Origin of the sequence: Streptomyces sp. NPDC056224 (genome assembly GCF_042267665.1) — a bacterium.
GTDB lineage: Bacteria > Actinomycetota > Actinomycetes > Streptomycetales > Streptomycetaceae > Streptomyces.
In genome coordinates this window covers 25729-43169 of the sequence record NZ_JBHJTK010000054.1, presented here as the reverse complement: position 1 = coordinate 43169, position 17441 = coordinate 25729, and the positions used below count along the sequence as shown (strand labels likewise).

The 17441-nt window shown below is 73.8% G+C and carries 16 protein-coding genes; 6 read left to right on the top strand and 10 right to left on the bottom strand.

The genetic code is table 11. The features are described 5' to 3' along the window. Positions 1-61: 61 nt before the first annotated feature. The 3 genes from ACFCZ1_RS34630 to ACFCZ1_RS34620 are packed head-to-tail and all read right to left on the bottom strand — an operon-like array spanning position 62 to position 2862. Complete coding sequence (locus tag ACFCZ1_RS34630) at positions 62-802, bottom strand: SseB family protein (protein ID WP_376682254.1); 741 nt, start codon at positions 800-802, stop codon at positions 62-64. Between the two features lie 21 nt (positions 803-823). Continuing rightward, on the bottom strand, positions 824-2071 hold the full coding sequence (mycP, locus tag ACFCZ1_RS34625; protein WP_376682253.1) for a type VII secretion-associated serine protease mycosin: 1248 nt from the start codon (positions 2069-2071) through the stop codon (positions 824-826). Beyond that, positions 2068-2862: a hypothetical protein gene (locus ACFCZ1_RS34620; protein WP_376682252.1), complete on the bottom strand. Its 795-nt coding sequence runs from the start codon at positions 2860-2862 to the stop codon at positions 2068-2070. Before ACFCZ1_RS34620 ends, mycP begins: the two co-directional genes overlap by 4 nt. A gap of 180 nt (positions 2863-3042) precedes the next feature. Between ACFCZ1_RS34620 and ACFCZ1_RS34615 the strand changes: the two genes are divergently transcribed. Beyond that, the gene (locus tag ACFCZ1_RS34615) at positions 3043-4245 is read left to right on the top strand and encodes an amino acid deaminase/aldolase (RefSeq protein WP_376682251.1); all 1203 of its coding nucleotides are present in this window, start codon (positions 3043-3045) and stop codon (positions 4243-4245) included. Positions 4246-4275: 30 nt separating this feature from the next. Here ACFCZ1_RS34615 and ACFCZ1_RS34610 read toward each other — a convergent pair whose 3' ends face one another. The 4 genes from ACFCZ1_RS34610 to ACFCZ1_RS34595 all read right to left on the bottom strand — a co-directional run bounded on the left by ACFCZ1_RS34610 (position 4276) and on the right by ACFCZ1_RS34595 (position 9202). Continuing rightward, positions 4276-5550: a haloacid dehalogenase-like hydrolase gene (locus tag ACFCZ1_RS34610; RefSeq protein ID WP_376682250.1), complete on the bottom strand. Its 1275-nt coding sequence runs from the start codon at positions 5548-5550 to the stop codon at positions 4276-4278. 78 nt (positions 5551-5628) lie between these two features. After that, positions 5629-6423: a 3-oxoacyl-ACP reductase gene (locus tag ACFCZ1_RS34605; RefSeq protein ID WP_376682249.1), complete on the bottom strand. Its 795-nt coding sequence runs from the start codon at positions 6421-6423 to the stop codon at positions 5629-5631. A 4-nt stretch (positions 6424-6427) separates the two neighbouring features. Next, on the bottom strand, positions 6428-7807 hold the full coding sequence (locus ACFCZ1_RS34600) for an aldehyde dehydrogenase family protein (RefSeq protein WP_376682248.1): 1380 nt from the start codon (positions 7805-7807) through the stop codon (positions 6428-6430). Between the two features lie 30 nt (positions 7808-7837). Next, positions 7838-9202, bottom strand: a complete 1365-nt coding sequence (locus ACFCZ1_RS34595) for a glutamine synthetase family protein (protein WP_376682247.1) — start codon at positions 9200-9202, stop codon at positions 7838-7840. Between the two features lie 77 nt (positions 9203-9279). On the opposite strand from ACFCZ1_RS34595, the gene ACFCZ1_RS34590 reads away from it, so the two are divergent. The 3 genes from ACFCZ1_RS34590 (at position 9280) to ACFCZ1_RS34580 (ending at position 12388) form a co-directional block, all read left to right on the top strand. Then, the gene (locus ACFCZ1_RS34590; RefSeq protein WP_376682246.1) at positions 9280-10026 is read left to right on the top strand and encodes a FadR/GntR family transcriptional regulator; all 747 of its coding nucleotides are present in this window, start codon (positions 9280-9282) and stop codon (positions 10024-10026) included. A 108-nt stretch (positions 10027-10134) separates the two neighbouring features. Continuing rightward, positions 10135-11613 carry an ethanolamine permease gene (eat, locus tag ACFCZ1_RS34585; RefSeq protein WP_376682245.1) on the top strand — a complete coding sequence of 493 codons (1479 nt, stop codon included), beginning with the start codon at positions 10135-10137 and terminating at the stop codon, positions 11611-11613. Between the two features lie 67 nt (positions 11614-11680). Continuing rightward, on the top strand, positions 11681-12388 hold the full coding sequence (locus ACFCZ1_RS34580; protein ID WP_376682244.1) for a gamma-glutamyl-gamma-aminobutyrate hydrolase family protein: 708 nt from the start codon (positions 11681-11683) through the stop codon (positions 12386-12388). 446 nt (positions 12389-12834) lie between these two features. Here ACFCZ1_RS34580 and ACFCZ1_RS34575 read toward each other — a convergent pair whose 3' ends face one another. Next, complete coding sequence (locus tag ACFCZ1_RS34575) at positions 12835-13758, bottom strand: LysR family transcriptional regulator (protein WP_376682243.1); 924 nt, start codon at positions 13756-13758, stop codon at positions 12835-12837. Between the two features lie 70 nt (positions 13759-13828). Here ACFCZ1_RS34575 and ACFCZ1_RS34570 point away from each other — a divergent pair, with 70 nt between their 5' ends. Then, complete coding sequence (locus ACFCZ1_RS34570) at positions 13829-14956, top strand: TDT family transporter (protein ID WP_376682242.1); 1128 nt, start codon at positions 13829-13831, stop codon at positions 14954-14956. Positions 14957-14984: 28 nt separating this feature from the next. Here the strand turns inward: ACFCZ1_RS34570 and ACFCZ1_RS34565 are convergent, their stop codons facing one another. Together ACFCZ1_RS34565 and ACFCZ1_RS34560 are read right to left on the bottom strand one after the other, a co-directional pair. Then, positions 14985-15713, bottom strand: coding sequence for a helical backbone metal receptor (locus tag ACFCZ1_RS34565; RefSeq protein ID WP_376682241.1), 729 nt, complete (start codon positions 15711-15713; stop codon positions 14985-14987). After that, positions 15710-16321 carry a helix-turn-helix domain-containing protein gene (locus tag ACFCZ1_RS34560; RefSeq protein ID WP_376682257.1) on the bottom strand — a complete coding sequence of 204 codons (612 nt, stop codon included), beginning with the start codon at positions 16319-16321 and terminating at the stop codon, positions 15710-15712. The genes ACFCZ1_RS34565 and ACFCZ1_RS34560 overlap by 4 nt, the downstream gene beginning before the upstream one ends. Before the next feature lie 182 nt (positions 16322-16503). Here ACFCZ1_RS34560 and ACFCZ1_RS34555 point away from each other — a divergent pair, with 182 nt between their 5' ends. Then, entirely contained in the window at positions 16504-17409 is a 906-nt protein-coding gene (locus tag ACFCZ1_RS34555) for a 5'-3' exonuclease H3TH domain-containing protein (protein WP_376682256.1), read from the top strand. Positions 17410-17441 lie beyond the last annotated feature (32 nt).

Sequence of the window (17441 nt, the reverse complement as noted above, 5' to 3'; positions counted from 1 at the left end):
GCCGCCAAGGGGCGCACCGGCCGTCGTCACGTGCGGGCCGCGTCCACGGACCTCCCCGCGGTCAGCGGCTGAACAGCGCCTCGCCGGGCGGGGCCGGGGCGTCCGCGGGCAGCAGTGCCAGATCCAGCCCGCGCACCAGCCGGCCCCGCAGGGTCGCGTCCGCGGCCAGGCCCTCGGCGACCCGGCGGGCCGCCGCCGTGGCCTGGCCGTCCGCGGCCGGCACGATCGCGAGGGTGCCGTCGGAGTCGGCGGAGCCCGGGCCCAGGTAGGCGCGCAGCACGGTGTGCTCCGCCGCCACGACGGCCCGTACGGCTTCCCGTACGGCGGGATCGGCCAGCGGGTCCGCGTCCGTGCGGCCCTCGGCCAGCGCGAGCAGCGCGGATCCGGTCAGCTGGTAGGTGACCGGGCCGGCCAGGTCCAGCACCACGGTGTCGGCCTTCTCGTGCGCGGCGGCCGCCAGGGCCTGGTGCAGCGGGACCGCCACCGGCCGGGCGGCCGGGTCCCAGAGCGCGAGCGAGGCGACGGAGGTGAAGGCGGGCAGCGCCCGCCGATCGCCCGCCCGCAGCGTCGGGACGGCCATGTCGCTGGTCTTCTCGCGCTTCAGGCCCGTCTCGGGGTCGGTCTCCACCTCGCCGAGGACCGCGACGACCGGGACCAGCAGACGGGCGCCCTTCAGGGCCGCCAGTACCTCCGGCTCGTTCGCCCGGTCCTCGGCCCACGCGGCCAGTGCCGCGCTCAGCCGGGGGTCGGCCGAGCCGTCGTCGTCGGAGAAGCCCGGGTCGGGAATGTTCTTGTTCGCCATGTTCGCCACAGTTACCCGACCCTACTGTGCCGCGCGGGGCGGACGTCCACGGGTGCCCCGGCGCGGGCGCCTGGCCAGTACGGCGGCCAGCGCGAGCAGCACCGCCCCGGCGGCCGCGGCCGCGGGGGCACCCAGCCGGGCGGGCCGCTCGGGCGGCCGGACCGGGTCGGGGCCGGGACCGAAGTACGGGTGCGCGGCCGCGGCGGGGGCGGGGACCGGCGCCTGCGGCCGTATCGCCTCCGCGGTCTGGAGGGCGGCGACGGGGTCCACCATCCCGTGGCCGCGGGCGTCGTCGCGGCCGCCGGCCGGGCTGTCGGAGGCGGTGTCCTCCAGCAGCTTCTTGACCTGGGCCGGGGAGAGGTCCGGGTGGGCGGCCCGGACCAGGGCCGCGGCGCCGGAGACGAAGGCGGCGGCGGCGCTGGTGCCCCAGCCCTCGTAGTACGAGCGGTCCGGGTCGGCGATGACGACGTCGACGCCGGGGGCGCTGACGGTGGCGTACCAGTTGCGGGTGGAGAACGCGGCTTTCCTGCCTCCGCGGTCGACGGCCGTGACGGCGATGACCCCCGGATAGGCGGCCGGGTAGGAGACGCGGTCGCCGCTCTCGCCGCCGTTGCCCGCGGAGGCGACCACGATCACGCCCTTGGCGAGGGCGTACTGGACGGCCTCGTCCTCCCCCGCCTCGTGGTGGGCGGAGTCGCTGTCGTCACCGAGGGACAGGTTGATCACGTCGGCGCCGTTGTCGGCGGCCCAGCGGATGCCTTCGGCGAGGGCGCCGCCCTTGCTGTCGCGGGCCTGGGCGCGGCCCGGGTCGCCCTCCTCCAGGATCACCCGGACCGGCAGGATCTTGGCCTGCGGGGCGACGCCGAGGACGCCTTGGCCGTGGCCGGGGCCGTGGCCGTGCCCGGCGATGATGCTCGCCATGGCGGTGCCGTGACGGGCCCAGGAGCGGTCACCGCGGCCGGCGCCCATGCCGATGAGGTCGGTGCCGCCGAGGACCTGCCCGGCGAGGTCGGGGTGGGAGTCGTCCACGCCGGTGTCGAGGACGGCGACGGTGACGCCGTCGCCGCGGGTGGTGCCCCAGGCCTCTTCGGCGCGCAGGGCGAGGAGGCCCCACTGGCGGTCGCGGATGGCGTCGGCGGCGGCCGGGGACGCGGTGGCGGCCGCGAGGACGGCGGCGAGGGCGAGGACTGCGGCGGTGCGGGGGGCGGCACCCCGGGCGGGGCGGCCGGTGCGGGAGGCGTCGCGGCCGCGGGCGCGTCGGGACGTCATCGGGCCTCCGGTGCGGGGGTGGCGGGCGGGGCGGCGAGGACGGCCAGGCCCTCGCCGATCCGGTCGGCGACGGCCTTGGCCTCGTGGCCGAGGCCCGCCTGGGCGACGGCTCCCGTGGCGTCCTTCCTCATCACGTCCTCCGCGGGGCGGGGCGCCTCCAGGGGGCGGCCGTCGGCGAAGGCGGAGACCGTGTAGACGACGGCGGGGGCCTCGCTCCGTACGGACGCGGTCCAGGCGGCGCGCCGGCCGTCGGCGAAACCGTACGCGGGCGGTGCGGTCAGCCGGCCGGTGAGGGCGTTCATCGCGGGGGCGTCGGCGGGCGTGAAGACCATGCCGACGGTGACGAGGAAGCTGCGGGTGGCGTCGGTGTAGGTGGCGCGCAGCACCCGGGTGCAGCCGGTGGCGGCCAGCAGGCGCTGCCAGTCCGGGGCGAGCGCGGCGGGGCAGTCGGCGTCCGGGGCGAGTGCGATGCGCGTCCAGGTGCGGTTCGAGCCGCCGGGGCCGGCCGCGGGGCCGGCGAGGACGGGCGGGAAGAGGGTGTCGACGGGGGCGGACCGCCAGAGCGACCCGGCCTTGCGGTAGGCGGCGTCGGCGGGCAAGGGGCGGTGCGCGGCACGGTGTTCGAGCCAGGCGTCGGTTCCGGCGCCGCCGAGGAGGCCGATGCCGAGGAGGGCGCTGAGCCCGGCGGCGACGAGCCGTCCGGGGCGGCGCGGCGGCGCGGGCGGCGGGGTGGGGGCCGGGGGCGGATCGGGCTCGCCCAGGACCGAGGCCCGCGGTGTCGACGTGGTCATCCGGCGGCTCCGCCCCCCGTTCCGTACGGCTGCCTGCCCGTACTCTACGGGGTCGCCGGACGGGGCCCGGCGGTTGCCCGCGAGGGCCCGGCGGGGGGCCGGGGCCAGGGGTGGGCGGGCCGGTGGGCCGGTGGGCCCCGTGCCCTACCCATCGGTAGAGAGGTCTGGCAAGCTCCCGCCATGAACTCCGCCGCCGACGATCGCGCCCGGTACGACCGGGCGACCGCGCACCTGGACGCGCCGCTGGCCCTCGTGGATCTCGACGCGTTCGACGCGAATGCCGACGACCTGGTGCGCCGGGCGGGCGGGAAGCCGGTGCGCGTCGCCAGCAAGTCCGTCCGCTGCCGCGCGCTCCTCGAACGGGTCCTGGCCCGGCCCGGGTTCGCCGGGATCATGTCGTACACGCTCGCCGAGTCGCTGTGGCTGGCCCGTTCCGGGTTCGAGGACGTGCTGCTCGCCTATCCGTCGGCCGACCGGGGCGCGTTCGCCGAGCTGGCGGCCGATCCCAAGCTGGCCGCCGCGGTCACGGTCATGGTGGACGATCTCGCGCAGCTGGACCTGGTCGAGCGCTCGCGCGACGGCGGCACGGAGGAGATCCGGGTCTGTCTGGAGCTGGACACCTCGCTGCGCCTGCTGGGCGGGAGGGTGCGGGTCGGGGCGCGGAGGTCACCCCTGCGGGAGCCGGGCGAGCTCGCCGGGCTGGCCCGTGCGGTCAGTGCCCGGCCCGGGTTCCGGGTGGTCGGCCTGATGGCGTACGAGGGGCACGTCGCCGGGGTCGGGGACGCGCTGGCGGGCCGGCCGCTGCGGTCCCGGGCCATCCGGCTCATGCAGAGCGCGGCCCGCAGGGAGCTGGCGGCACGGCGGGCCGAGGTGGTGCGGGCCGTGCGCGAGGTGGTGCCCGACCTGGAGTTCGTCAACGGGGGCGGGACCGGCAGCGTGCAGCAGACCGCCGCGGAGGACGCGGTGACGGAGATCGCCGCCGGGTCGGGGCTGTACGTGCCCCGGCTGTTCGACAACTACACCTCGTTCAGCGGGCGTCCGGCCGCCCTCTTCGCGCAGCCGGTCGTGCGCAGGCCCGGCGTGGGTGTGGTGACCGTACTGGGCGGCGGGTATCCCGCCTCTGGTGCGCCCGGCGCGGACCGGCTGCCGGTCCCGTACCTGCCCGAGGGCCTGCGCTACGACCCGCAGGAGGGCGCCGGCGAGGTGCAGACCCCGCTGCTCGGCAGCCCGGCCGACGATCTGCTGATCGGCGACCGGGTGTGGTTCCGGCACGCGAAGGCGGGCGAACTGTGCGAGCGGTTCGACACCTTGCACCTGGTGGAGGGCGACCGGGTGACGGCCACCGCCCCGACGTACCGGGGCGAGGGCCGTACGTTCCTCTAGCAGAGCGGGTCCGTCAGTGGACCGGGTCCGTCAGTGGACCGAGTCCGTCTGGTCCGGGATGACGCTCGCGTCACCCCGCAGGACCGGGCCCTTGGTGCCGTCGTGGTCGACGTAGCCCGTCGTGGCGCACGGGTAGGGTCCGGTCTTCGGCTTCTTGGGCTCGATGAACATGGGGTTCACGATCCACCGGCCGTCGCTGTTGTCGTACGCCCGGCACATCAGCTCGTTCTTGTTGCGGTTCACGACGAGGCGCAGGGCGGTCGCGTCGCGCAGGAACGAGACGTCGGTGTCGGAATCGCCGGCGGCGAACACCTGGCGGCGGGCGGCGGGCTGGACCTTCTCGGCCGCCGCGCCGCGCACGCCGAAGATCTCCTTGTTGATCCAGCAGCGCTTGCCGTCGATGTAGGTGATCATCGTGTCGGCGCCGTCCCCGACGGATCCGCAGCCCTGGAGGTGGGCGGTGAACTTCCCGCCGTACGTGGTGGTGTTGCGGATGCCGATGACGTGCTGCGGGTCGATGCCCACTTCCCCGGCCCACACCTCGACGACCGGCTGCGGCGAGGCCGAGCTGATCCAGACGTCGAATCCGGCTTTCCGGAGGGCGGCGATCAGGTCCTTCTGCTGGTCGTAGTAGCGGACCCAGCCGGTGGCGGTGCCGCTGCCGACCTGCTGCGCGGTGCCGATGGGCGCGGCGAGGTTCTCGGTGCGGGCGGCGGCGGCGAAGCCGCGGATCTCGCGGGCGGTCCAGCCCTGCATGAGCTGGGGGAGCCAGGCGTAGGCGGGTTCGGTCGTACGGCGGTCCCAGCCGGCGAAGGCGGCGGCGCCGGCCTGGGTCGCGGCGGTGCCGTAGACGGCGTTGATCTCGTCGGCGCAGCGGGTGCCTTCCGGGGTTCCGGTGGGGAGCGGGGCGCCGGGCCGGGCGAGCGGGCCGCAGGCGTCGGCCAGTGCCGTGGCGGCGGCGGGGGTGAGGTGGCGGCTGGTGGCCGACCAGTCCCCGCGGGCGGGCTGGCGGATCTTTCCGTTGCGCAGCAGCCAGAACATGGTGGCGTCGCCGACGTCGTTCTTGACGACGGTGTTGTCCCAGTCGAAGACGGCGACGGGTTTGGTACGGCTCGGCCGGTACGGGTTGCAGTCGGCGTACCGGTCGATGAGCTGCTGGAGACGGGCCTGGTTGTCCCCGTACCAGCCGGTCCCGACGGCCGGCCGGGGGCAGGGGGTGTGGCTCGCCTGCGCCGGTGGTGCCAGCAGGAGTCCGGAGCCGGTGACCGCCACGAGGACGAGGGGGGCCGCCCACTTTCTCTGCATGCTGCTCCTCGGGAGAACGGGAAAGGGACAGCCGGGCACCTCGCGGCGCCCGGCTGGTGGGATGGGGACGGGGAGGGCCTACAGGGGGGTGACGTAGGCGCCCGAGATGCCGCCGTCGACGAGGAAGTCGGTGGCGTTGATGAAGGAGGAGTCGTCGCTGGCGAGGAAGGCGACGGCGGCGGCGATCTCGGTGGGCTCGGCGAAGCGGCCCAGCGGGATGTGCACGAGGCGGCGGGCGGCGCGCTCCGGGTCCTTGGCGAAGAGCTCCTGGAGGAGCGGGGTGTTGACCGGTCCGGGGCACAGGGCGTTGACGCGGATGCCCTCGCGGGCGAACTGGACGCCGAGTTCGCGGGACATGGCCAGGACGCCGCCCTTGGACGCGGTGTAGGAGATCTGCGAGGTGGCGGCGCCCATGATGGCCACGAAGGAGGCGGTGTTGATGATCGAGCCGCGGCCCTGGCGCTGCATGTAGGGGAGGGCGGCCTTGCAGCAGAGGTAGACGGAGGTGAGGTTGACGTCCTGGACGCGCTTCCAGGCCTCCAGCCCGGTGGTGAGGATGGAGTCGTCGTCCGGGGGCGAGATGCCGGCGTTGTTGAAGGCGATGTCGACGGAGCCGTAGGTGTCGAAGGCGGTCTTGAAGAGGGCCTCGACCTCGTCGGGGCTGGTGACGTCGACCTTCACGAAGGTGCCGCCGACCTCCTCCGCCGCGGCCTTGCCGGCCGTCTCGTCGATGTCGCCGCAGACGACGTTGGCGCCCTCGGAGGCCAGGCGGCGGGCGGTGGCGAGGCCGATGCCGCTGCCGGCTCCGGTGATGACGGCTGTGCGGCCGACGAGCCGGCGGCAGATGATCTCTTCGGTGCTCTGGCTGGACATGTTCTCAGGCCTCCGTGCTGATGAAGACGTTCTTGGTCTCGGTGAAAGCGGTGAGGGCGTCGGGTCCGAGCTCGCGGCCGAGGCCGGACTGCTTGTAGCCGCCGAAGGGGGTCCAGTAGCGGACGCTGCTGTGGGAGTTGACGGACAGGTTGCCGGCGGCGACCGCGCGCGAGACGCGCAGTGCGCGGCCGATGTCCCGGGTCCACAGGGAGCCGGAGAGGCCGTACTCGGTCGCGTTGGCCAGGCGGACGGCGTCCTCCTCGTCCTCGAAGGGCAGGACGACGGCGACCGGGCCGAAGACTTCCTCGGCGGCCACGGGCGCCGTGGGGGAAACGTCCGTGACGAGGGTCGGCGGGTACCAGAAGCCGGGTCCTTCGGGGGCGGTGCCGCGGATCGCGGTGAGGTCGTCGGTGACGAAGGACCGTACGCGCTCCAGCTGCGGCCGGGAGATCAGCGGGCCCATCTGGGTCTTTTCGTCGGACGGGTCGCCGACCAGCACCGATGCGATGCCGGGGGCGACCAGCTCCAGGAAGCGGTCGTACGCGGAGCGCTGGACGAGGATCCGGGTGCGGGCGCAGCAGTCCTGGCCGGTGTTGTCGAGGAAGGCCATGGGGGCGGCGGCCGCGGCGGCTTCGAGGTCCGCGTCGGCGAAGACGATGTTCGGGCTCTTGCCTCCGAGTTCGAGGGTGACGCGCTTCACCCGGTCGGCGCACTTGGCCATGATCTGCTTGCCGACGCGGGTGGAGCCGGTGAAGACGATCTTCGCGACGCCGGGGTGTTCGACGAGCGCGTCGCCCGCGACCGCCCCGTGGCCGGGGAGCACCTGGAAGAGGTGTTCGGGGATCCCGGCTTCGAGGGCGAGTTCGGCGAGGCGCATCGCGGTCAGCGGGGTGGTCTCGGCGGGCTTGAGGATGACGGCGTTGCCCGCGGCGAGGGCCGGGGCGAGCCCCCAGGCGGCGATCGGCATAGGGAAGTTCCAGGGGGCGATCACGCCGATGACGCCGAGGGGTTCGAGGAAGGTGACGTCGATGCCCCCGGCGACGGGGATCTGGCGGCCGGAGAGCCGTTCCACTCCCCCGGCGGCGAATTCGAGCAGATCGCGTACGTTGCCCGCTTCCCAGCGGGCGTTGCCGATGGTGTGTCCGGCTTCGCGGACCTCCAGCTGGGCCAGTTCCTCGATGTGCCCGTCGACGACCGCGGCGAAGCGGCGCAGCAGCCGGGCCCGGTCGGCGGGTGCGGCCGCCGCCCAGCCGCGCTGGGCGGCGGCGGCTCGGGCGACGGCGGCGTCGACGTCGTCCCGTGTGGCGGCCGGGACGATGGCGACGGTTTCCTCGGTGGCCGGATTCAGCACTCTCAGATCGAGTGGGGCCAGCGCATCGGACACGTGGTGCCTCTCAGACGGTCGGTGGGTGGTTTACAGGCGTTCGAAGGAGCGGCGCAGCTCCCAGTCCGTGACGGCGGAGTCGTAGGCGTCGAGTTCGACGCGGGCCATGTTCCGGTAGTGGGCGACCACCTCGGGGCCGAACGCGGCCTTGGCGATCTCGCTGTTCTCCCAGAGTTCGGCGGCCTCGCGCAGGGTCGCGGGGACGTGGGCGTAGTCGGAGGTGTACGCGTTCCCGCCGCAGGCCTCGGGCAGTTCCAGGCGGTTCTCGATGCCGTAGAGCCCGGCCGCGACCAGGCCGGCGACGGCGAGGTACGGGTTGACGTCACCGCCGGGGAGGCGGTTCTCGAAGCGCATGGAGCGGCCGTGGCCGACCACCCGCAGGGCGCAGGTGCGGTTGTCCACGCCCCAGGCGACGGCGGTCGGTGCGAAGGATCCCGGCCGGAAACGCTTGTACGAGTTGATGTTCGGGGCGTAGAGAAGGGAGAAGTCGCGCAGTGCGGCCAGCTGGCCGGCCAGGAAGTGCCGCATCACCGGTGACATTCCGCCTGGTCCGTCCCCGGCCATCGCGTTGCGTCCGTCGGCGTCGCTCAGGGAGAGGTGAATGTGACAGGAGTTGCCCTCCCGTTCGTCGTACTTGGCCATGAAGGTGAGCGAGACGCCTTCCTGGGCGGCGATCTCCTTGGCGCCGGTCTTGTAGACGGAGTGCTGGTCGCAGGTGGTGAGCGCCTCGTCGTAGCGGAAGGCGATCTCGTGCTGGCCGAGGTTGCACTCCCCCTTCGCCGACTCGACGGTCAGGCCCGCGGCCTGCATCTCGTTGCGGATACGGCGCAGCAGGGGTTCGATGCGCCCCGTCCCGAGGACCGAGTAGTCGATGTTGTACTGGTTGGCGGGGGTCAGGCCGCGGTAGCCCGCGTTCCAGGCCTGCTCGTAGGTGTCCTGGAAGACCATGAACTCCAGCTCGGTGCCGACCATCGCGGTGTAGCCGTGCTCGGCGAGGCGCTCCAGCTGGCGGCGCAGGATCTGCCGGGGCGCGGCGACGACGGGCGAGCCGTCGTTCCAGGCGAGGTCGGCGAGGAGGAAGGCGCTGCCGGGGTTCCAGGGGATGCGGCGCAGGGTGGCGGGGTCGGGGTGCATGGCGAAGTCGCCGTAGCCCCGGTCCCAGGAGGACATCTCGTATCCGTCGACGGTGTTCATGTCGGTGTCGACGGCCAGGAGGTAGTTGCAGCCCTCCGTGCCGTGCGCGAGGACCTCGTCGAGGAAGAACTGTGCGGCGAACCGCTTGCCCTGGAGGCGTCCCTGCATGTCGGGGAAGGCCAGGACGACTGTGTCGATCTCACCGCCGGCAACCAGGGAGCGGAGCTCCTCGGTCGCGAGCGGGGGCTTGCGGTCTACCACTGGAATATCTCCTTCGGTGAGCCGAGTGGGCCTAAGGTATTGAATAGAACCATTGCTTGGGAAGAGGAGGAGCCAAGATGACCGACACGGCGAGCGAGGGCGGGGCGATCGCGCGGCTGAATCCCGTACTGCGGCAGGTGCGGGCCGGCAACGGCTTCGAGGAGGCACTCGAACAGATCCTCCAGGTGGTCCGGCTGGGCCTGGTTCCGGGCGGGGAACGGCTGCCGCCCGAGCGCGAGTTGGCCGAGCGGATGGGGATCAGCCGGGTCACGCTGCGCGAGGTGCTGAAGGTACTGCAGGACCAGGGGCTGGTGGAGGCACGGCGCGGGCGGTACGGCGGAACGTTCGTGCTGCCCCGGCCGGGCACCCCGGCGGGCATCGTCGAGGAGGAGCTGCGCCGGCGGGTCGCGGGCGTGGACATCGAGGACGCCCTGCGGTTCCGCGAGGTCCTGGAGGTGGGGGCGGCCGGCCTGTGCGCCTCCCAGGGGCTGACGGAGGAGGGCACCGAACGGCTGCTCGCCGCCCTGACCGCCACCCACGACGCCCCGCTCGCCGACTACCGCCGCCAGGACACGCTCTTCCACCTGACCCTGTGCGAGCTGGCCGGGTCCGCCACCCTGACGGCCCAGTACGCGGCGGTCCGGGCCACGGTCAACGACCTGCTGGACTGCATCCCGCTCCTGGTGCGCAACCTGGAGCACTCGCAGCAGCAGCACACCTCGCTGGTGGAGTCCGTGCTGGAGCGGGACGCGGCCGGGGCGCGCGAGACGATGCGCGAGCACTGCTGCGGCACGGCGGCGCTGCTGCGGGGCTTCCTGACCTGAACACCGGGAGGGTTTCGTAACTTCTGTTTAACGCAGAGGTCTTGCGCTCTCCCCTGCAATCCGGCAAAGGTACGCCCCACAACCATTGCCCTGAGGCAGGAGCGCACGATGGCCGACGACATCGAGGCACGGCTGACAGCCGTGCCCGCACCCCCCACGTCCCCCGAGGGCGGCGCCACGTCCGCCGACTATCTGGAGCGCCGTACTCTGCGCCGCGGCAGCGCCGGCTGGCTGCTGCTCACCGGTCTGGGCGTCGCGTACGTCGTCTCCGGCGATTTCTCCGGCTGGAACGTCGGCCTCGACAAGGGCGGCTTCGGCGGCCTCGCCATCGCCACCGTGCTCATGGGCACGATGTACGCGTGCCTGGTCTTCTCCCTGGCGGAGCTGTCCACCATCCTGCCGACGGCGGGCGGGGGTTACGGCTTCGCCCGCCGCGCGCTGGGCCCGTGGGGCGGCTTCCTCACCGGTACCGCGATCCTCATCGAGTACATCCTGGCCCCGGCCGCGATCGTCATCTTCATCGGCGACTACGTGGAGTCCCTCGGCCTCTTCGGCCTCACCTCCAGCTGGCCCGTCTACCTCGGCTGCTTCGTCGTCTTCATCGGGGTCCACCTCTGGGGCGTCGGCGAGGCCCTGCGCTTCAGCCTCGTGGTGACCGCCGTCGCCGTCGCCGCGCTGCTGATCTTCGCGGTGGGCGCCTTCACCGAGTTCAGCGCCGACGGCCTGAACGACATCCCTGCCGACGCGAGCGCCTTCGGCTCGAACTCCTGGCTGCCGCTGGGCGTGCTGGGCATCTGGGCCGCGTTCCCGTTCGGCATGTGGTTCTTCCTGGGCGTGGAAGGCGTACCGCTGGCGGCCGAGGAGGCCAAGGACCCGGTCCGCTCCATGCCGAAGGCGCTGTCCATCTCCATGGGCATCCTCGCCCTGCTGGCACTGATCACCTTCTTCGCGGCGACCGGCGCGCAGGGCGCCGACGCCGTCAAATCGGCGGGCAACCCGCTGGTCGTGGCGCTGGAGGGGGACGGCGGCCCGACCGCGCTCAGCCGCTTCGTCAACTACGCGGGCCTCGCGGGGCTGGTCGCCTCGTTCTTCTCCCTCATCTACGCGGGCTCGCGCCAGCTCTTCGCCCTCTCCCGGGCCGGCTACCTGCCCCGGTTCCTGTCCCTGACCTCGAAGCGCAAGGCCCCGTACCTGGGTCTGGTCATCCCGGGCGCGATCGGCTTCGCGCTCGCCGCCGCCACCGGCGACGGCGCGCGGATGCTGAACATGGCGGTCTTCGGCGCGACCATCTCCTACGCCCTGATGGCCCTCTCGCACATGGTGCTGCGCCGCCGGGAGCCGGAGCTGGAGCGTCCTTACCGCACCCCGGGCGGGATCCTGACCTCCTCGGTGGCCTTCGTCCTCGCCCTGTCGGCCCTCGTCGCCACCTTCCTGGTGGACAAGGACGCGGCATTCATCGCCCTGGCCGTGTACGCCGTCGCCCTGGCCTACTTCGCGCTCTACAGTCGGCACCACCTCGTGGCCTCGGCCCCGGAGGAGGAGTTCGCGGCCTTGGCGGAAGCCGAGGCGGAGCTGGCCCGCGACTGAAATCCTGACCCCGGCCCAGACCACGGCCCAGACTTCGACCCCGCCCTTGCCCCTGGAGGTAAAGACCGTGCCACGGCCGCTCATCGGCATCACCACCTACGTGGAGGAATCCACCCGCTACCGGGTGTGGGACCTCGATACGGCCCTCGTACCCACCGGGTACTACGAACTCGTCCAGGCGGCGGGCGGTGCGGCCGTACTGCTCCCGCCGGACGGACCGGGGGCGGCGGCGGAGGTGCTGAGCCGGCTGGACGGCCTGGTCGTCGCGGGCGGCCCGGACATGGACCCGGTCCTCTACGGAGCCGCCCGCGACTCCCGTACGGGTCCCCCCGCGACGGTCCGCGACGAGTGGGAACTGGCGCTGATCTCGGCCGCGCTGGAGGCGGACATGCCGCTGCTCGGCATCTGCCGGGGCATGCAGGCGCTGAACGTGGCCCTGGGCGGCAGCCTGGTCCAGCACATCGACGGCCACTTCGAGACGCCGGGCACCTTCTCCTGGCACCCCGTCCGCCCGGTCCCGGGCACCCGGTACGCGGCCCTGGTGCCGGAGGAGGCGGAGGTCCCGACCTACCACCACCAGGCCGTCGAGCGCCTGGGCAGCGGCCTGGTGGTCTCGGCGCACGCGGTGGACGGCACGGTGGAGGCGATCGAACTCCCCGACCCCGACCGGTGGGTCGTGGGCGTCCAGTGGCACCCGGAACGCGACAAGGACACCCGCGTGATGGCGTCCCTGATCGAAGCGGCCACCGCCCGCGCGGCGGCCCCGGTGCCGTAACCGCCGCGCGGGGCTCCCCGGACCCGGCGCCCGCGGGGCGGGCACGCCCTCGAACGCCGGGCGGGCTGGTGGCGCCCTCCGCGCGAACCTCCGTACCGCCGCGTTCGAGGCGCCGGGTCCGGGCCGGAGCCACGGCAGCGGCAGCGGCGCCGCACGCTGACGGCCCGCCGACGTGCGGGGCGGTCCGGGGGGAGCCATAGGAACGGCGCCGGGCCCGGGCAGTCCGGAGGAAGCCCCAGGAACAGCGCCGGGCCCGAGGGCTGTGCCGCAATCCCCGGCGCGCGCTCGACATCGGCCACGGCACCCCGCCCCGTTGCCGGAACGCCCGGATACGCCCAACCCGGGGCCCGAGCGCAACCGGTGCAACCGGTACGGGGCGCCCCTGCGCCGTACGGTGCACCGCATCTGACGCCGTGCGCTGACCCGCGGGGATCACGGGACGGCCCTCAGGACGTGCCCCGGGTCAGCGACAGCAGGTCACGGGCGGGGCCCGCCGGCCGGGAGCCCGCCGGCCAGACCGCACGCAGGGCCCGTCCGAGGACGGCGCCCGCGACCGGCACCTCCACCAGCCGCCGCGCCGCCAGCTCGTCCACCACCGCCAGTTCCGACAGCACGCACGGCCCCGCGCCGCTCAGCGCCGCCGCCTTCACCGCGGTGGTCGAGGCCAGTTCCAGCAGCGGCGCCGCCAGCCCCCCGCTGCCCGCCAGCGCGGCGTCCAGCACCTGTCGCGTCCCCGACCCCCGCTCCCGCAGGATCAACGGCGCGGACGCCAGCTCCGCCACCTCCACCCCCCGCGAACGCCGCGCCCACGCGTGGCCGGGCGCCACCGCCACCACGAGGCGGTCCTGCGCGATCACCGCCGAGTCGAGCCCCTCCGGAACCGTCAGCCCCTCCACGAAACCGAGGTCGGCCTCGTGCACGAGGACCCGCTGCGCGACCACCGCCGAGTTCCCGGCGTGCAGCGACACCGCCGTGTCCGGCCGCTGCCCGCGCAGCGCGATCAGCCACCCCGGCATCAGGTACTCCGCGATGGTCATGCTGGCGGCCACCCGGAGCCGCGAGTCGCGCCGCCCGCGCAGCGCCTGCGCCCCCGCGTCGAAGGCCTCGGCCGCCTCCACCACCCGCCGGGCCCAGTCGGTGACCAGCGCGCCCTCGGCCGTCAGGGTCGACCCCCGGGGCGAGCGGTCCACCAGGGCCACCCCCAGCCGTGCCTCCATCGCCCTGATCCGGCTGCTCGCCGCGGGCTGGGTGATTCCCAGCCGCCGGGCCGCGCCGCTCAGGCTGCCGACCCGCGCGACCGCGAGCAGCAGTTCCAGCGCGCCCAGGTCGGGCACCCGGTGTGCCAGCGGCACCCACTCCTCATCACCCATAACATCAGTTTATGGCCTCATAGGAGGATGCCCCCTGCCGCCCGCCCTGCCGCGGCGGGACGCTGGGCCCATGGCCACCACCCTCGTGCTACCCCGCACCACCGCCTCCACCCCCGAGACCGCCCCCCGGACCCACAAGGCCCTGCGGCACCTCGGCCCCAACTGGTACGCCTCCGTCATGGGCACGGCCATCGTCGCCAACGCCGGCGCGACCCTCCCGTACCAGCTCCCCGGCCAGCGCGTGGTCTGCCAGATCGTCTGGGCGCTGTCCGCCGCCGCCCTCGCCGTGCTGCTCACCGCCCGCGCCGGACACTGGATCCACCACCGCGACCAGGCCCGCGCCCACCTGCTCGACCCGGCCGTCGCCCCCTTCTACGGCTGTCTCTCGATGGCACTGCTGGCCGTCGGCGGCGGCACCCTCATCGTCGGCAAGGACCTCATCGGGACCGGCGCCGCCGTCGCCGTGGACGCCGTACTGTTCACCGCCGGCACCGCGGTCGGCCTGGTCATGGCGGTGGCGGTGCCCTATCTGATGGTGGTCCGCCACAAGGTCGAGGCGAACCAGGCCACCCCGGTGTGGCTGCTCCCCCTGGTCGCCCCCATGGTCTCCGCCGCGCTCGGTCCGCTGCTGATACCCCACCTGCCGGCCGGACAGCCCCGCGAGGCCATGCTGCTCGCCTGCTACGCCATGTTCGGGATCAGCCTGTTCGGCACCCTGCTGATGCTTCCCCTGGTCTTCGGCCGGCTGATCGTGAACGGCCCGCTGCCCCTGGCCCTCACCCCGACCCTCTTCCTGGTCCTCGGCCCCCTCGGCCAGTCCACCACCGCCGTGAACCAGCTCGCCGACGTGGCTCCCCAGTCGATCGGCGCCCCCTACGCCGGTGCGCTCGGCGCCCTCGCCGTCGTCTACGGGGTCCCCGTGACGGGTTTCGCCCTGCTGTGGCTGGCCCTGGCCACCGGCATGCTGATCCGGGCCGCCCGTGACGGCATGGGCTTCGGGATGACCTGGTGGGCCCTGACCTTCCCCGTCGGCACCTGTGTCACCGGCGCGGCCGGCCTGGCCCGCCACACGGGCCTGACCGCCTTCGCCTGGCTCGCCTCGGCGCTCTTCCTGGCCCTGCTCACGGCCTGGCTCCTGGCCGCCGCCCACACCCTGCGCGGCCTGGCCGCCGGCCGGCTCCTCGCCGCCCCTCGCTAGAGCGCCGCGCCGCCGTAGCGCCACGCCGCTAGAGCGCCGCCCGGAGCGCTCCGGCCAGTACGGCCGGGGCCTCGGCCAGCGAGGGCCCGTACCAGGTGAGGTGGCGGCCGCTGACCAGCGCGGCGGGCAGCCCCGGGAAGGCCTCCGGGCCGTCATCGGCGGTGAAGCGGTACGGCTCGTCCGGGAGCACCACGAGATCGCATCCGGCGGCGGCGAGTTCCTCCACCGGGATCCGCGGATACCGCTCCCCGTGCCCGGCGTAGACGTTGCGTACACCGAGGCGTGCGAGCAGGTCACCCGCGAAGGTGTCCCGCCCCAGCACCATCCACGGCCGCCGCCACACGGGCACGAAGGCCCGGAGCGCGCCGAGCGGTTCCACCCGCGCCCACGCGGCCTCCGCGTCCGCCAGCCACCCCGGTCTCGCCAGCCCCAGTGCCCCCACCAGTACCCGGTCCAGCTCGCGCAGCGCCTGGGGCAGGCCCCGGATCTCGGTGACCAGCACCTCCACTCCGGCCGCCCTCAGGGCCGCCAGGTCCGGGGCCCGGTTCTCCTCCTCGTTGGCGATCACCAGGTCCGGGCGCAGCTCGACGATCCTGCGCACGTCGGGGTTCTTCGTCCCCCCGATCCGCACCGCGTCCCCGAGGTCTGCCGGGTGGGTGCACCAGTCCGTGACCCCGGCCAGCAGTCCCGGCGCGCTCACGGCCACCGCCTCGGTCAGCGACGGCACCAGCGAGACGACCCGCCGAACGCCGCTCAATGCCCGGGGGACGGCGGCTCGGACGTCGCGTGGATGTGCTCGCCCACCGCGACCACCAGGAGCCGGGTGTCCTCGGTGACGGCCCGCCAGCGGTGGCGTACGCCGCCCGACAGGAACAGCGCGTCCCCGCTCTCCAGCCGATAGGCGCGCCCCTCCGCCTCCACCTGGCAGGCACCGGCGACCACGTACATCAATTCGTCGTTGCGGTGCTGGTACTCACGCCCGGCGTCCTGGTCCCCGGTGAACTCCAGCGCGTGCAGCTGGTGGTGCCCGCGCACGAGGGGCCGTACGCCCGGGACCGGGGTGAGCCCGGATTCGTCGCCGGCCCGTACGAGGTCCACCGTGCGCGCGGTGTCGGACGCGGCCAGCAGTTCGACGGCCGTGGTCTCCAGTGCGTCCGCCACCCGCTCCAGGGACCGCATGCTGGGCCGGGCCCGCTCGTTCTCTATCTGGCTCAGGAAGGGGACCGACAGGCCGCTGCGCGCCGACACGGCGGCAAGGGTGAGGTGGAGCGCGCGGCGCCGCTTGCGCACGGCCACGCCCACACGGAGCGGTTCCTTGCCGTCCTTGTCCTTGCCCTGGTCGTCCTTGTCGGCCTTGTCGTTCATCTCGGGGCTGCCCTCCCCTTGTCCGTTGCACATCGGTGTGCTGTAAGCACCTTACGCAGCAACCGCCTCCGGTTTCGCGTGCACGGCTCTTCCCGTACCGGCCCGCTCACCGTCCGTGGCGCCCTCCCGAGGCCGTGTCGGCGCGTTGCGGCATCATCGTCTGCGTGACGACACGACGCCTGATGCTCCTGGACACCGCCTCCCTCTACTACCGCGCCTACTTCGGTGTGCCGGACTCCGTGAAGGCCCCGGACGGCACACCGGTCAACGCCGTGCGCGGACTGCTCGACTTCATCGGGCGGTTGGTCCAGGACCACCGCCCGGACGACCTGGTGGCCTGCATGGACGCCGACTGGCGGCCGCACTGGCGGGTGGAGCTGATCCCCTCCTACAAGGCCCACCGGGTCGCGCAGGAGACGCCGAGCGGCCCGGACGTGGAGGAGACCCCCGACACGCTCGCCCCGCAGGTGCCGATCATCGAGGCGGCACTGGACGCCTTCGGCATCGCCCGCGTGGGCGTCGCCGGTTACGAGGCGGACGACGTGATCGGTACGCTCACCGCCCGCGCGACGGGCCCGGTGGACATCGTCACCGGCGACCGGGACCTGTACCAGCTGGTCGACGACGCCAGGCAGCGCCGCGTGCTCTACCCCCTCAAGGGCGTGGGTTCGCTGCAGGTGACGGACGAGGCGTGGCTGCGCGAGAAGTACGGGGTGGACGGCCCCGGATACGCCGACCTGGCACTGCTGCGCGGGGACCCGAGCGACGGCTTGCCGGGCGTCCCCGGCATCGGCGAGAAGACCGCGGCGAAGCTCCTCGACGCCTACGGGAACCTCGCCGGGATCATCGCGGCGGTCGACGACCCGAAGTCGAAGCTGACCCCGGCCCAGCGCAAGCGCCTGGACGAGTCCCGTCCTTATCTGGCCGTGGCCCCGAAGGTCGTCCAGGTGGCCGCCGACGTCCCGCTGCCCCGGTTCGACCCGGCCCTTCCCGCGGGCCCGGCGCAGCCCGAGCTGGTCGACGCCCTAGCCCATCGGTGGGGTCTGGGTGGCGCAGTGTCCCGGCTGAGCACTGCACTCCGCCCGTGAGGTGCTAACTTAGGTAAGGCTAAGTTTCTGGG